Annotated in this window: 15 protein-coding genes; 8 read left to right on the top strand and 7 right to left on the bottom strand. The window is 67.7% G+C overall.

What is annotated here, in order from left to right; translation table 11 throughout:
* Positions 1 to 89: 89 nt before the first annotated feature.
* Together clpB and CSW62_RS19770 are read left to right on the top strand one after the other, a co-directional pair.
* Complete coding sequence (clpB, locus tag CSW62_RS19775; RefSeq protein ID WP_099580776.1) at positions 90 to 2,669, top strand: ATP-dependent chaperone ClpB; 2,580 nt, start codon at positions 90 to 92, stop codon at positions 2,667 to 2,669.
* A gap of 66 nt (positions 2,670 to 2,735) precedes the next feature.
* Positions 2,736 to 3,068, top strand: coding sequence for a hypothetical protein (locus CSW62_RS19770; protein WP_099580774.1), 333 nt, complete (start codon positions 2,736 to 2,738; stop codon positions 3,066 to 3,068).
* A gap of 36 nt (positions 3,069 to 3,104) precedes the next feature.
* Here CSW62_RS19770 and CSW62_RS19765 read toward each other — a convergent pair whose 3' ends face one another.
* Both CSW62_RS19765 and CSW62_RS19760 read right to left on the bottom strand, forming a co-directional pair.
* Positions 3,105 to 3,629, bottom strand: a complete 525-nt coding sequence (locus tag CSW62_RS19765; RefSeq protein ID WP_099580772.1) for a hypothetical protein — start codon at positions 3,627 to 3,629, stop codon at positions 3,105 to 3,107.
* Positions 3,630 to 3,833: 204 nt separating this feature from the next.
* Positions 3,834 to 4,424 (bottom strand): TetR/AcrR family transcriptional regulator, encoded by a 591-nt coding sequence (locus tag CSW62_RS19760; protein ID WP_099580770.1) that lies wholly within the window; start codon positions 4,422 to 4,424, stop codon positions 3,834 to 3,836.
* Between the two features lie 106 nt (positions 4,425 to 4,530).
* Between CSW62_RS19760 and CSW62_RS19755 the strand changes: the two genes are divergently transcribed.
* Positions 4,531 to 5,499, top strand: a complete 969-nt coding sequence (locus tag CSW62_RS19755) for an SDR family NAD(P)-dependent oxidoreductase (protein ID WP_099580768.1) — start codon at positions 4,531 to 4,533, stop codon at positions 5,497 to 5,499.
* Here the strand turns inward: CSW62_RS19755 and bla are convergent.
* Entirely contained in the window at positions 5,496 to 6,398 is a 903-nt protein-coding gene (gene bla / locus CSW62_RS19750; protein WP_099580766.1) for a class A beta-lactamase, read from the bottom strand. The two genes, CSW62_RS19755 and bla, sit on opposite strands and share 4 nt — an antisense overlap.
* A gap of 99 nt (positions 6,399 to 6,497) precedes the next feature.
* Here bla and CSW62_RS19745 point away from each other — a divergent pair, with 99 nt between their 5' ends.
* The gene (locus tag CSW62_RS19745) at positions 6,498 to 7,367 is read left to right on the top strand and encodes a LysR family transcriptional regulator (protein WP_099580764.1); all 870 of its coding nucleotides are present in this window, start codon (positions 6,498 to 6,500) and stop codon (positions 7,365 to 7,367) included.
* A gap of 199 nt (positions 7,368 to 7,566) precedes the next feature.
* Entirely contained in the window at positions 7,567 to 8,136 is a 570-nt protein-coding gene (locus CSW62_RS19740) for an OmpA family protein (protein WP_099580762.1), read from the top strand.
* A gap of 108 nt (positions 8,137 to 8,244) precedes the next feature.
* Here the strand turns inward: CSW62_RS19740 and CSW62_RS19735 are convergent, their stop codons facing one another.
* Positions 8,245 to 9,045, bottom strand: a complete 801-nt coding sequence (locus tag CSW62_RS19735) for an SDR family oxidoreductase (RefSeq protein ID WP_099580760.1) — start codon at positions 9,043 to 9,045, stop codon at positions 8,245 to 8,247.
* A 102-nt stretch (positions 9,046 to 9,147) separates the two neighbouring features.
* Between CSW62_RS19735 and CSW62_RS19730 the strand changes: the two genes are divergently transcribed.
* Together CSW62_RS19730 and CSW62_RS19725 are read left to right on the top strand one after the other, a co-directional pair.
* Entirely contained in the window at positions 9,148 to 9,648 is a 501-nt protein-coding gene (locus tag CSW62_RS19730) for a helix-turn-helix domain-containing protein (RefSeq protein WP_099580758.1), read from the top strand.
* Positions 9,649 to 9,719: 71 nt separating this feature from the next.
* The gene (locus tag CSW62_RS19725; RefSeq protein ID WP_099580756.1) at positions 9,720 to 11,096 is read left to right on the top strand and encodes a M20/M25/M40 family metallo-hydrolase; all 1,377 of its coding nucleotides are present in this window, start codon (positions 9,720 to 9,722) and stop codon (positions 11,094 to 11,096) included.
* Here the strand turns inward: CSW62_RS19725 and CSW62_RS19720 are convergent.
* Positions 11,093 to 11,362, bottom strand: a complete 270-nt coding sequence (locus CSW62_RS19720; protein WP_013080474.1) for a GNAT family N-acetyltransferase — start codon at positions 11,360 to 11,362, stop codon at positions 11,093 to 11,095. The two genes, CSW62_RS19725 and CSW62_RS19720, sit on opposite strands and share 4 nt — an antisense overlap.
* A 53-nt stretch (positions 11,363 to 11,415) precedes the next feature.
* Positions 11,416 to 12,603, bottom strand: coding sequence for an acetyl-CoA C-acyltransferase (locus CSW62_RS19715; protein ID WP_099580754.1), 1,188 nt, complete (start codon positions 12,601 to 12,603; stop codon positions 11,416 to 11,418).
* 235 nt (positions 12,604 to 12,838) lie between these two features.
* Between CSW62_RS19715 and CSW62_RS19710 the strand changes: the two genes are divergently transcribed.
* On the top strand, positions 12,839 to 13,339 hold the full coding sequence (locus CSW62_RS19710) for a helix-turn-helix domain-containing protein (RefSeq protein ID WP_099580752.1): 501 nt from the start codon (positions 12,839 to 12,841) through the stop codon (positions 13,337 to 13,339).
* Positions 13,340 to 13,343: 4 nt separating this feature from the next.
* Here the strand turns inward: CSW62_RS19710 and CSW62_RS19705 are convergent, their stop codons facing one another.
* Positions 13,344 to 13,670: a DUF2200 domain-containing protein gene (locus tag CSW62_RS19705; protein ID WP_233206803.1), complete on the bottom strand. Its 327-nt coding sequence runs from the start codon at positions 13,668 to 13,670 to the stop codon at positions 13,344 to 13,346.
* Between the last annotated feature and the right edge of the window lie 29 nt (positions 13,671 to 13,699).

The following is a 13,699-nucleotide window of genomic DNA, read 5'->3' as shown; positions in this document are numbered from 1 at the left end:
TGGCTGATGGGCCACACCTAAATGCCCCATCGGAGCGCGTTGTGCTTAGTCAAGGCAGCGCGCCCCGATCCGCCTAGGAAGGGGACATCATGAACATCGATCTCTACTCGGACCGCGCCAAGCAGGCCGTCCAATCGGCCCAGAGCCTGGCCCTCGCGCGAGGCCACCAGCAGTTCGCGCCCGAACACATTCTGAAAGTGCTGCTCGAGGAGAAGGACGGCCTGAGCCGCGCCCTGATCCAGAGCGCCGGCGGTCGCCCCGACCAGTTGGACGGCGGCGTCGAGACCCTGCTGGCGAAGACCCCGCGCGTCGACGGGGCCGGCGGCCAGCTCTACATGAAGCCCGACACGGCCCGCGTCTTCGCCGAGGCCGAGAAGGGCGCCAAGGCGGCCGGCGACGCCTTCGTCACCACCGAGCGCCTGCTGATCGCCATCGCCAAGGAAGGCGCGGACGCGGCCAAGCTGTTCAAGGAGGCCGGCGTTTCGGCCCAGGCCCTGGAGACCGCCGCCAACGCCATTCGCAAGGGCCGCACCGCCGACAGCGCCAACGCCGAGGAAGGCTATGAGGCCCTCAAGCGCTACGCCCGCGACCTGACCCAGGCCGCCCGCGACGGCAAGCTGGACCCCGTGATCGGCCGCGACGAGGAAATCCGCCGCACGATCCAGGTCCTGTCGCGCCGCACCAAGAACAACCCCGTTCTGATCGGCGAGCCCGGCGTCGGCAAGACCGCCATCGTCGAGGGCCTGGCCCTGCGCATTGTCAATGGCGACGTGCCCGAGAGCCTGAAGGACAAGAAGCTCTTGTCGCTGGACATGGGCAGCCTGATCGCTGGCGCGAAATATCGCGGCGAGTTCGAGGAGCGCCTGAAGGCCGTGCTGGCCGAGACCACGGCGGCCGAAGGCTCGATCATCCTGTTCATCGACGAGATGCACACCCTGGTCGGGGCCGGCAAGGGCGACGGGGCGATGGACGCCTCCAACCTGCTGAAACCCGCCCTGGCGCGCGGCGAACTGCACTGCGTCGGCGCCACCACGCTGGACGAGTACCGCAAGCACGTCGAGAAGGACGCGGCCCTGGCCCGTCGCTTCCAGCCGGTCTTTGTCGGCGAGCCCACGGTCGAGGACACCATCTCGATCCTGCGCGGCCTCAAGGAAAAGTACGAGGTCCACCACGGGGTGCGGATCAGCGACAGCGCCATCGTGGCCGCCGCCATGCTCAGCAACCGCTACATCGCCGACCGCTTCCTGCCGGACAAGGCGATCGACCTGATGGACGAGGCCTCCAGCCGCGTGCGCATGGCGATCGACAGCAAGCCGGAAGAGCTGGACGAGATCGACCGCCGCCTGGTGCAGCTGAAGATCGAGCGCGAGGCCCTGTCGAAGGAAACCGACGCCGCGTCCAAGCACCGCCTGGAGAACCTTGAGGTCGAGATCGACGACCTGCAGTTCCGCAGCGACGAGATGACCGCCAAGTGGAAGGCCGAGAAGGACAAGGCCGGCGGCGCGGCGCAAGCGCGTGAAGCCCTCGACCGTCTGCGCGCCGATCTCGCCAACGCCCAGCGCGCCGGCGACTTCGCCCGCGCCGGCCAGATCCAGTATGGCGAGATCCCGGCCCTGGAGCGCCGCCTGGCCGAGGCCGAGCAGGGCGACACCCAGGCCCTGACGCCGGAAGTCGTCGACGCCGAGCAGATCGCCGCCGTTGTCAGCCGCTGGACCGGCGTCCCGGTCGAGAAGATGCTGGAAGGCGAGCGCGAGAAGCTGCTGAAGATGGAGGACGAGCTGCGCGGTCGCGTGGTCGGCCAGGACGAGGCGCTGGCCGCCGTGTCCGACGCCGTCCGCCGCGCGCGGGCCGGCCTGCACGACCCGACCAAGCCGATCGGCAGCTTCCTGTTCCTAGGCCCTACGGGCGTGGGCAAGACCGAGCTGACCAAGAGCCTGGCCGAGTTCCTGTTCGCCGACGAGCACGCCATCACCCGGATGGACATGTCCGAATATATGGAAAAGCACTCGGTCAGCCGCCTGATCGGCGCGCCTCCCGGCTATGTCGGCTACGACGAGGGCGGGGCGCTGACGGAGGCGGTCCGCCGGCGTCCGTACCAGGTGGTGCTGTTCGACGAGATCGAGAAGGCCCACCCGGACGTCTTCAACGTGCTGCTGCAGGTGCTGGACGATGGTCGCCTGACCGACGGCCAGGGCCGCACGGTCGACTTCCGCAACACGCTGATCATCATGACCAGCAACCTCGGCGCCGAATTCCTGGCCAACCAGGAAGAGGGCGAAGACGTGGAAGCCGTCCGGCCGATGGTCATGAACATGGTGCGCGGCCACTTCCGCCCCGAGTTCCTCAACCGGATCGACGAGATCATCCTGTTCAAGCGCCTGTCGCGCGCGCACATGGGCGACATCGTCACGATCCAGCTGAAGCGGGTGGAGAAGCTGCTGGCCGACCGTCGCATGGCCCTGGCCATCGACGCCGAGGCCCTGAACTGGATCGCCGACAAGGGCTACGACCCGGTCTACGGCGCGCGACCCTTGAAGCGCGTGATCCAGAAGGAGCTGATCGACCCGATCGCCCGCAAGCTGCTGGCCGGCGAGATCGAGGACGGCGGCGTCATCGCCGTCGGGGTCGCCGATGGGCAGTTGTCGTTCGGCAAGGCGACGCTGCAGTAAGACCAAGAAGGGCCGCTCCGAAAGGGCGGCCCTTTTTCTTGAGCGCGTGTCGGGGTATTCCCCCGCATGGCCAAAACCACCAAGCTCACCGTCGAGTTCGACATCGAGGTCGATGGAGACCCCTATGTCTGGCGTCTGCACCGCCTGCCGCAGTGGAACTACGACCCGTCGGAGCGGCACGGCAAGGTGCTGGCCGTCCGTCACAAGGAAGGCCAGCGCGAGGCGCTGATCGAGTTCCCGCCCGGCCCCAAGCCCAAGTTCAGCGCCCCGCCGCTGAAACCGTCTCAGGTTCCTGAGCGCACCGTGGCGAAAGCCATCGCCTCGGCCATTGAGGCCGGCTGGGAGCCGCTATCGCGGGGCAAGCCGGTGGTGATCTATGTGGACGAGGAGGGGGCGTAACGCTCCCGCGCCGAAACGCGGGAGCGCGGCCGACGCCTACTTATAGGTGATCGTGCCCGAGCCGCTGAGCTTGCTGAGAGAAACGCCCAGCACCACGCCGGCGAACGAGCCGATCTGCGTGCCGTTGGTCTGATAGAGATCGATCGAGACCTCGCCATCGACGCCGGCGACCGCCTGCATGCGGAAGTCATAGGTTCCGTGCAGGGTCGAGGGATCGACCAGGAAATAGCCGAACACGCTGGAAGTGAAGAGCGCGATGTCCCAGTCGGGGCCGCCCGTCGCGTTGAAGATGACGACGTGCGGCGGCGCGAGGTCGAGGGTCAGGTTTAGGGCCCACCACAGGGCGCCCGACATGCTCAGTATGCCGGCTGCGTCCCACGAGCTGTCGGTATCGGCCAGTTCCAACACGCTTCTGTTGGCCAGCGTGTACGGATGTTCCGGGTTGGCGGCCGCGAAGGCCTTGATCGACTGGATCTTCTCCTGGTGGCGCGCCAGGGCGCTCTGTTGCAGGGAGTCCAGCGTGACGGCGTCGGCTTTCTCGATGACTTGGCTCGAAGACATGTTCTTCACCCCTGTTCGCCCTGAGCGGGCGGCTGCCAATAATGCAACTGCAAAGCGCATATTGCGAGGTGCAACCTATAGGGCTGTTTTACCCCAGGTCAATTTTAAAGAGTATATATCTTAAAATACGTTCCAAGGTTGAGTTTAGGGAGCGCCGCATCCGTCCGCTGCGACACCGGCAATGGGGGATGAGACTTTGAAGACTTACCTCGCCCGCAGTCCCGCCATCATCACGCTGAGCAGGCGTCGCGCGCCAATGTCCCAGCCGGGTTGCTCATAGCCGAGGCTGAGGCCGCTCATCATGCGCAGAATGTCCTCGAAGCCGATGTCCGCGCGGATGTCGCCGGCGGCGTGGGCGGTTTCGGTCAGGCGCTTCAGGGCCGGCAGGATGGTCGCGCTGGCGCTGGCATAGAGCCGCGAGCCCTCGCCCGGATCGGCGCGCAGGGCCGGGGCCACCACGCGCTTGGTGGCCATGTAGTCGATCAGCAGATCCAGCCATGCCTCCAGCGCCTCGCCTCCCGGCCGCCGCGCCAGCAGGTCGTCGGCCGCGTTCGCCAGTTGGTCCAGCTCCCGGGAATAGACCGCCGCCACCAGCGCCTCGCGGGTGGGGAAGTGGCGGTAGAGCGTGCCGATGCCCACGCCGGCTCGCCGTGCGATATCCTCCAGAGGCGCCTCGGCCCCCGTCTCACCAAAGGCCGCCTTGGCCGCCGCGAGCAGCAGGTCGCGGTTGCGCAGGCTGTCGGCGCGGGGCTTGCGGGCGGCCTTGGCCACCGGGATTTCAGAATCTTCGGACATCGACCTTGAAAAACGGAGGCTACCTCCGAATATGTATCCGGAGCCTTCCTCCATTTAATCCTCCGGATCGGCTCGGACAACAACCCTGCAAGGGATCGAGAGAGTCATGAGCAACCCATTCGGCGCCAAATCCACGACCGACGACGTCCTCTCCGGCGTCGACCTCAAGGGCAAGCGCGTGCTGGTCACCGGCGTCTCGGCCGGCCTGGGCGTCGAGACCGCCCGCGCCCTGGCGGCCCACGGCGCCGATGTGGTCGGCGCGGCCCGCGACCTGGCCAAGGCCGAGAGCGCGACTGCCGTCGTCCGCGAAGCGGCAGCCCAGAGCGGCGGCTCGCTGCAATTGATCGAACTGGACCTGGCCAGCCTGGCTAGCGTCCGCGCCGCCGCCGCCGCCCTGGTGGCCGAGGGTCGCGCCTTCGATCTGATCATCGCCAATGCCGGCGTCATGGCCACGCCGCAGGGCAAGACCGCCGACGGCTTCGAGACCCAGTTCGGGACCAACCATCTGGGCCACTTCACGTTCATCAACCGCATCGCCAGCCTGCTTAAGGCCGGGTCGCGGGTGGTGTCGCTGGCCTCGGCGGGGCACCGCTTCTCGGACGTCAATCTCGAGGATCCGAACTTCGAGACGACCGAGTACACGCCATTCGGAGCCTATGGCCGCTCCAAGACCGCCAACATCCTGTTCGCCGTCGAGTTCGACCGTCGCCACACGGCGCGCGGCGTGCGCGCCGTGGCCGTGCATCCGGGCGGCATCCACACCGAGCTGTCCCGCCACCTGGACCCGGCCTTTATCCAGGGCATGGTCGATCAGCTGAACGCCGAGGCCCAGGCCAAGGGCCTCGCCGCCTTCGAATTGAAGACCATCCCTCAAGGCGCGGCGACCAGCGTCTGGGCCGGCGTCGTGGCCCCGATCGACGCGGTCGGCGGCCTGTACTGCGAGGATTGCCACCTGGCCCAGCCGGTCGAGGACGCCTCGGAGCTTCGCAATGGCGTTCGCGGCTACGCCCTCGACCCCGCCAGGGCCCAGGCCTTGTGGGCGCTGAGCGAGAAACTGGTCGGCGAGACGTTCTAGACGCCGAACCCCGCGCTCACGACGGCCCGCGCCACATCCGCCAGCACCGCGCTACGGACGTCGTCATCCGCCGAGCCCTGGTCATGAAACGCCGCGACGAACAGCGGCTTGCGCTTCGGCGGCCAGATCACCGCGATGTCGTTGGTCTGATCCTGGCCGTTGTTGCCGGTCTTGTCGCCGACGGTCCAGCTGCGCGGCAGGCCGGCCCGCAGGCGCTTGCCGCCGGTGCGATTGGCCACGACCCAGGCGGTCAGTTGTTTGCGGGAGGCCGCCGAAAGGGTGTCGGTGGTCAGCAGGGTCTTCCAGGTCTCGGCGATGGCCGTCGGGGTGGTGGTGTCGCGCGGATCGTCGGGCGCGCCGGTGTTGAGCTCGGGCTCGCGGCGGTCGCAGCGGGTGGTCTGGTCGCCCAGCGCCCGCAGGAAGCGGGTGAGATCCGTGGGCGCGCCCAGCGCGTCCAGCAGCAGGTTGGCGGCGGCGTTATCGCTGTAGGTGATGGTCGCCGCGCAGAGTTCGCCGATGGTCATGCCCCGGTCGAGGTGCTTCTCGACCACCGGCGAATTGCCCATCAGGACCTCGCGGCCATAGGTCACCCGGCGGTCGAGGCGCTCGCGGCCCTGGTCGACGCGGCGCAGGATCGCGGCGGCCAGCGGCATCTTGAAGGTGCTGCACATGCGGAAGCGTTCGTCGCCGCGCCAGGCGAACCGGCGGCCATCGTGGGTGTCCAGCACCGCCACGCCCAGGCGGCCGCCGCTGCGTTGCTCCAATTCGTTAATACGTGAGTTAAGGGCGGAAGGCGGCGGGCTGGCGAAGACCGCAGCGTTCGAGCGGCCTGGGGAAAACGCGGGCATGACAACGGGCGCGGCCGCCAGGGCCGTTAGAAAATCGCGGCGATTAACCATTGTGGGGGTCTCCTTGCCCGCCAAACCTGCCCAAGGCTGGTGTTGCCCGCAAACGACGATACCTTGGCGGAGCCATTAGTTCAGCTAGGGTCATCCTGAATGAGCCGCGCCCAACTGCCGTTGAACGCCCTGCGCGCCTTCGAGGCCTCGGCCCGCCACCTGTCGTTCACCCGCGCCGCGATCGAGCTGTGCGTGACTCAGGCCGCCGTCAGCCATCAGGTTAAGGGCCTGGAGGCCCGGCTGGGCGCGGCGCTGTTCCGCCGCCTGCCGCGCGGCCTGGCCCTGACCGACGAGGGCCTGGCCCTGCTGCCCAGCGTGCGGGACTCATTTGACAAGCTGGGCGACGTGCTGGCGCGGTTCGAGGGCGGCCGGGTGCTGGAGGTGCTCAGCGTCGGGGTCGTGGGCACGTTCGCGGTCGGCTGGCTGCTGCCGCGCCTGCCGGCCTTCCGCGAGGCGCATCCGTTCGTGGATCTGCGGATCTTCACCAACAACAACCGCACCGACTTGGCGGGCGAAGGGCTGGACTGCGCGGTGCGCTTCGGCGACGGGGCCTGGCACGGCACCGAGGCCGCGCCGCTGTTCGAAGCGCCGATGAGCCCGCTGTGTTCACCCGCCCTGGCGGAGCGGCTTTCGGACCCCACCGATCTGTTCGGCGAGACCCTGCTGCGCAGCTACCGCGCCGCCGACTGGCCGGACTGGTTCGCCGCCGCGGGCCTGTCGCCGCCGCCGATCCGAGGGCCGGTGTTCGACAGCTCCTGGGTCATGGTCGAGGCGGCCTTGCAAGGCGCCGGCGTGGCCCTGGCGCCGCCGATGATGTTCGAGCGTCACCTGCAGGAAGGACGGCTGATCCGGCCGTTCGAGACTCAGGTGGGCGCGGGCCGCTATTGGCTGACCTGGCTGAAATCCAAGGCGCCGACTCCGGCCTTGCGAGCCTTCGAGGCGTGGATTTGTGGTCTTTCTGAAAACTAAAAAACTGCGGAACCAAACTCCGGACACGGCGCTTGCGCGCGTTATAGAAGTCCGCGAAATAAGCTTGAGTATCAAGGGGCTGGCTTGACCTAGGAGCGCCGGAATCGCGCCCATCTTTGGTCAAGTTCTGCTGTCCGATTTGAGGCTGCGAGCGTTGCAGGACGCCTCGCAGCCCCATTCTACGGACGAGACCCAAACAATGATAGCAAGCACCAAGACAATGATGGTCGCCGCCGCCCTGGTGATGGGCGGCCTGTCGGTCAGCGGCTGCGCGACCAAGAAGTTCGTCAACCAGCAGGTCGGCCAGGTCGAGACGCGGGTCAGCGCTCACGACACCCAGATCGGCGAACTGGACAAGACCTCCAAGGACGCCCTGGACCGCGCCATCGCCGCCGGCAAGCTGGCCGAGGGCAAGTTCCAGTACGCCCTGGTGCTCAGCGACGACTCCGTCAAGTTCCCGGTCAACGCCGCGAACCTCTCGCCAGAAGCGGAGCAGCGCCTGTCGGAATTCACCGAGAAGCTGAAGGCCGACAACAAGAACGTCTACCTGGAAATCCAGGGCCACACCGACAATTCTGGATCCAAGGAATACAACGACGAGCTCGGCGAGAAGCGCGCGGAAACCGTGCGCAAGTTCCTCAGCCAGCACGGCGTCGCCCTGAACCGCATGGCGACGATCTCGTACGGCCAGGACGCCCCGGTCGCCCCCAACGAAACGCGTGAGGGCCGGGCCCAGAACCGCCGCGTCGTGGTGATGGTGCTCAGCTAGTTTTTCGAGTTCCGGAGGCCTCTCACTGGGCGGCATCAACCCAGTGGAAGACCTCAGGGCGGACTCGCCGGCGCGGGAGTGAGCGCCGCGCCGGCGAGTTTTCCGATCTTAAGCCGTCTTGAGGCGAGCCGCCGGCTCGCGACGCGACAGGTTCGGATAGAGCTTGGCCTTGGCGGCCAGCGCGCCGTTCCAGTCGGCGGCGTCGGGCAGCGAGGGGATCGTCACCAGCTCGCCCTGGTCGAAGCCCGCCAGCGCGGCGTCGACCATGTCGTCGACGTCCATGATCGTGTCCGGATCCATCGCGTCGATGTCCGAGCCCGAGCGCTCCCAGATCTCGGTGCGCGTGGCGCCCGGCAGCACCGCCTGTAGGCGCACGGCCGAGTTGGCGAACTGGACGCGCAGGCCCTGCGTCAGATAGGTCACGAAGGCCTTGGTCGCGCCGTAGACCGGCATGCCCAGTTCCGGGATCAGCCCCACCACCGAGGCCAGGTTGACGATCGTGCCCGTATTGCGCGGCACGAAGTTGCGGGCCGCCGCCGCCGCCAGGCGGGTCACGGCCGTGACGTTCAGCTGGATCATCTTCTCGAACGCGTCGGGGTCGGTCGCCACGAAGTCGTTGGCGCCCGCGACGCCCGCGTTGTTGATCAGGGCCGTGATCGACGTGTCGCTGGCCAAGCGCTGCTCGAGCTTCAGCAGGTCGGCCTTTTCGGTCAGGTCGGCCTTGATGACCTCGACCTTGACGCCGGTCTGGCTGCGCAGGCGCTCGGCCACCGCGTTCAGGCGAGCCTCGTCGCGGGCGACCAGGATCAGGTCGTAGCCACGCTTGGCCAGGCGGTCGGCATAGGTCGCGCCGATGCCGGTCGAGGCGCCGGTGATCAGGGCCGAGCCTTTGCTGGTGTTGTCGCTCATGGTGTGGTTCCTCAAATCGTTGGCCGAGGCCCCAGCGGTCCGGCTTGTCCTCTAGCTATGGGGTAACTTGCTTTTCGCAAGTGACCGCCCAAATCTTTTGTCATGAGCAAATCTGAGCGCCCCGCCACCCAATGTCCGGTCGGCCGCACGCTGGAGCGGGTGGGCGACCATTGGACCCTTCTAATCCTGCGCGACGCGGCCCAGGGGCTGACCCGCTTCGACCAGTTCGAGAAGAGCCTGGGTGTCGCGCCGAACATTCTGACGAAACGGCTGGCCGGGCTTGTCGAAAACAAACTTCTTGAGAAGCGCGCCTACAGTGAGCGGCCGCCGCGCTACGAATATCGGCTGACGGACCTGGGCCGCGACTTCGGGTCGGTGCTGACGGCCATGCTGGCCTTCGGCAATCGCCACTTCGCCGTCGAGGGCGTGGCCGGCCAGTTGGTCGACCGCGAGACGGGCCTGGCCGCCGAGCCGATCATGGTCGACCGGATCAGCGGCAAGCCGATCACGGAGGCCAACTTCGCCTACACGCCGGGTCCCGCCGCCGGACCCGAGGTGCTGGACCGCGTGGCCTTCATGGCGGAGCGGCGGGCCAAGGGCTGAAAAGGGCTTGCGCCGGACGAACTTGGCCGGAAACGTGCGCGCCTCGAATTCGCGCTGCCTCCGGAGCTACGATGCGCCTGTCTCTCGTCCTCGCCGCTAGCCTGATGGCCGCGGGCGTCGCCCATGCGGAAACGCCGGCGCCGACCACAGACCAGCCCCTGCTGCGGACCATCGCCGCCGACGTCGATCCCAAGGCGCTGGAGAGCACGATCCGCGCGCTGGTCGGTTTCGGCACCCGCCACACCCTGTCGGACACCAAGTCGGACAAGCGCGGCATCGGGGCGGCTCGCCGCTGGACCAAGGCCCGCTTCGAGGCGATCTCCAAGGACTGCGGCGGCTGCCTGACGATCGAGACGCCCTCGCAGACCTTCACCGGCAAGCGCGCGCCCAACGGCGTCGTGGTGGAGGACGTCCTGGCCATCCAGAAGGGGACCAGCGATCCGAACCGGGTGATCATCATCGCCGGCCACATCGACAGCCGCGTCACGGACGTCATGGATTTCACCAGCGACGCGCCGGGGGCCAATGACGACGGCTCGGGCACAGCGGCGGTGATCGAGGCGGCGCGGGTGCTCAGCAAGCACAGGTTCCCGGCGACCCTGGTTTTCGCGGTCCTGTCGGGCGAGGAGCAGGGGCTCTACGGCGGTAAGGTGCTGGCCGACTACGCGCGCGCTCAGGGCTGGAAGGTCGAGGCCGACCTCAACAACGACATCGTCGGCAACAGCCGTGGCCAGAGCGGGCTGATGGATAACACCCACGTCCGGGTCTTCTCCGAAGGCACCAAGGCCGTCGAGACGCCGGAGCAGGCCAATGGCCGCCGCTACAACGGGGGCGAGGTCGACAGCCCGTCGCGTAACCTCGCCCGGTTCCTGGACGGCCTGGCCGACCGCTATCTCACGAACTTCGACGTGATGATGGTCTATCGCACCGACCGCTACGGCCGGGGCGGGGACCAGGTGCCCGTGCTGGAGGCCGGCTATCCGGCCGTGCGCGTCACCGAGGCGGTCGAGAACTACGACCGTCAGCACCAGAACCTGCGCACCGAGAACGGCAAGCCCTATGGCGACGTGATCGAGGGCGTCGACTTCAACTATCTGGCTCAGGTCACGCGGCTGAACACGATCGCCATGGCCAGCCTGGCCTCGGCCCCGACGCCGCCGACGGACGTCAAGATCGCAGGCGCGGTCAGCCCGGACACCAAGGTCTCGTGGGCTGCGACGCCGAGCGCGGCCGGGCACCGGGTGTGGTGGCGCGGCACGACCGATCCGACCTGGCGCTTCAGCCGCTGGGTTCCGGACGCGGCGACGACCACAACGTTGAAGGACCTGGTGATCGACGACTTCTTCTTCGGGGTCTCGTCGGTCAGCGCCGACGGCTGGGAAAGCCCGGTCGTGTTCCCAGGCCCGGCGGGCAGCTTCGAGAGTCCGCCGCCTGCACCCAAGCCCTAGGCGATCAGGTCCGGATCGTTCCGCTTCAGCCAGGCGGCCGCGTAGGAGCACAGCGGGGTGATCCGCATGCCCTCGGCGCGCGCCGTTTCGGCGACCTTGGTCATCAGCCGTCCGGCGGCTCCGGTTCCACGCAGGGCCGGATCGGCCTCGACGTGCGGGATCACCAGCCGGTGGCCGGAGCGCTGATAGTCGGCCACGGCCAGCAGGCCGTCGACCTCCAGCTCGTAGCGGCTGAGTTCGGGGTTATGGCGGAAGGTGTCGGTCATGCCATTTCCAACGCGTGATCCTCTCCCGCGTTGCGGGGGAGGCGTTGCCGAACTCAGACCAGCTCGATCGCCATCGCCGTGGCTTCGCCGCCGCCGATGCACAAGGACGCCAGGCCCTTGGTCTTGCCGCGCGCCTGCAGCGCCGAGATCAGGGTGCACAGGATCCGCGCGCCCGAGGCGCCGATCGGGTGGCCAAGGGCGCAGGCGCCGCCGTTGACGTTCAGCTTGTCCGGATCGAAGCCGAGCTCCTGCTGGGCGACCATCGGCACGACGGCGAAGGCCTCGTTGATCTCGAACAGGTCGACATCCTCGACGCTCCAGCCGGCCTTCTTCAGCGCCTTGCGCATGGCCGGGACCGGGGCGGTGGCGAACAGGGACGGCTCGTGGGCGTGGGCGGCGTGGCTGACCACGCGGGCCAGGATCGGCAGGCCGAGCGCCTTGGCGACGCTCTCGCGAGTCATGACCAGGGCGGCGGCGCCGTCGCTGATCGACGAGCTGTTGGCCGCCGTGACGCCGCCGTCGCGGCTGAAGGCCGGGCGCAGGGTCGGGATCTTGGCCGGATCGGCCTTGACCGGCTGCTCGTCGGTGTCGACCACCTCGGTCCCCTTGCGGGTGACGACGGTGACCGGGGTGATCTCGGCCTTGAAGGCCCCGCTCTCGACGGCGGCCTTGGCCTTCATCAGGCCCTTGGTCGCGTAGTCGTCCATGGCCTCGCGGGTGAACTGGTACTGGGCGGCGGTATCCTCGGCGAAGGCGCCCATCAGCTTGCCGGGGGTGTAGGCGTCCTCCAGCCCGTCCAGGTACATGCTGTCCCACAGCTGATCGTGGCCGATGCGGGCCCCGCCGCGGTGCTTGGACATCAGGTAGGGCGCGCCGGTCATGCTCTCCATGCCGCCGGCCACCACGACGTCGACCGAGCCGGCCTTGAGGGCGTCGTGGGCCATGATCGCGGCCTGCATGCCGCTGCCGCACATCTTGTTGACGGTGGTCGCCTCCACGGAAAGGGGAAGCCCCGCGCCCAGCGCCGCCTGGCGGGCGGGCGCTTGGCCAAGGCCGGCGGGCAGCACGCAGCCCATGAAGATCTGCTCGACCTTGTCGCCCGCGACGCCAGCCCGCTCAATCGCGGCCTTGACCGCCGTCGCGCCCAGTTCGGTGGCTTTCACCCCGCCCAGGGCGCCCTGGAAGCCGCCCATGGGCGTCCGGGCATAGGCGACGATGACGACGGGATCGGACGCGGACATGGTTTAGCTCCCTGAAGACGTATTTGAGGCGAGATAGGCCTTCATCGCCTCATCATGCGCAAGTGGGTTGCGAGGATGCGATGGGAAAGGGGCGAGGCGCTGTCGACCGAGACCGCCGCGCCTCGCCAGTCGTGCAATAACCGAGATAGTCAATTGCGATAAAAAACCTACTATGGTTCATATTCAAACGCAACGCTCTCTTGCTTTCCCTCGCGGAACGTCTCAACTTCACGAAATGGGCCGCACTGCTGACTATACGAACGAACGATGCTCGGTCGCCGCCACGCTGGAAGTGGTGGGCGACCCGTGGACTTTGCTGATCCTGCGCGACGCCTTCGCCGGGGTGAAACGCTTCGAGCAGTGGCAGGAACGGCTGGGCGTGGCCCGTAACGTCCTGGCGGCGCGGCTGAAGACCCTGGTCGCCCACGGCGTCATGGAAACCCGCCGCTATTCCGAGCGTCCGCCGCGCCACGAATACTGGCTGACCCACAAGGGCCTGGCCCTGTCGCCCGTGCTGCTGACCATGGCCGAGTGGGGCGATCGTCACATCTACGGCCGCGACAAGTCGCCGAACATGTTCCGCCACAAGACGTGTGGCTGCGCCTTCCATCCTGTCCTGGCCTGCGAGGCCTGCGGCGATGTCGTGCAACTCCGTGACCTTGAGCGGACGATGCAGGAAGATTCGCTGCTGACGGTCGGCGAGGCGCTCGAGGCTTCCAAGATCGCGGCGGAATAGTCCCTCAGCCGCGCAGGATCTTCTCCATCGCCTTGCCCTTGGCCAGTTCGTCGACCAGCTTGTCCAGGTAGCGGATTTCGCGCATCAGCGGCTCGGCAACGTCCTCGACGCGGACGCCGCACACCGTGCCCTTGATCTCGGCGCGCGCCGGGTTCAGCCGGGGCGCCTGCGCGAAGAAGGTCTCGAAATCCGTCTTGCTGGCGATCTGGGCCTCGAACGCCTCGGGCGTGAAGCCGGTGAGCCAGAGGATGATCTGGTCGACCTCGGCGCGCGTGCGGCCCTTTCTCTCGGCCTTGGCGACGTAGGCTGGATACACGCTGGCGAAGGCCATTCCGTAGAGGCGATGCTTGGTCGTCACGG

Origin of the sequence: Caulobacter sp. FWC2 (assembly GCF_002742625.1) — a bacterium.
GTDB lineage: Bacteria > Pseudomonadota > Alphaproteobacteria > Caulobacterales > Caulobacteraceae > Caulobacter.
Note: the sequence above shows the minus strand (reverse complement) of the source record. Positions and strands in the feature narration are given on the sequence as shown.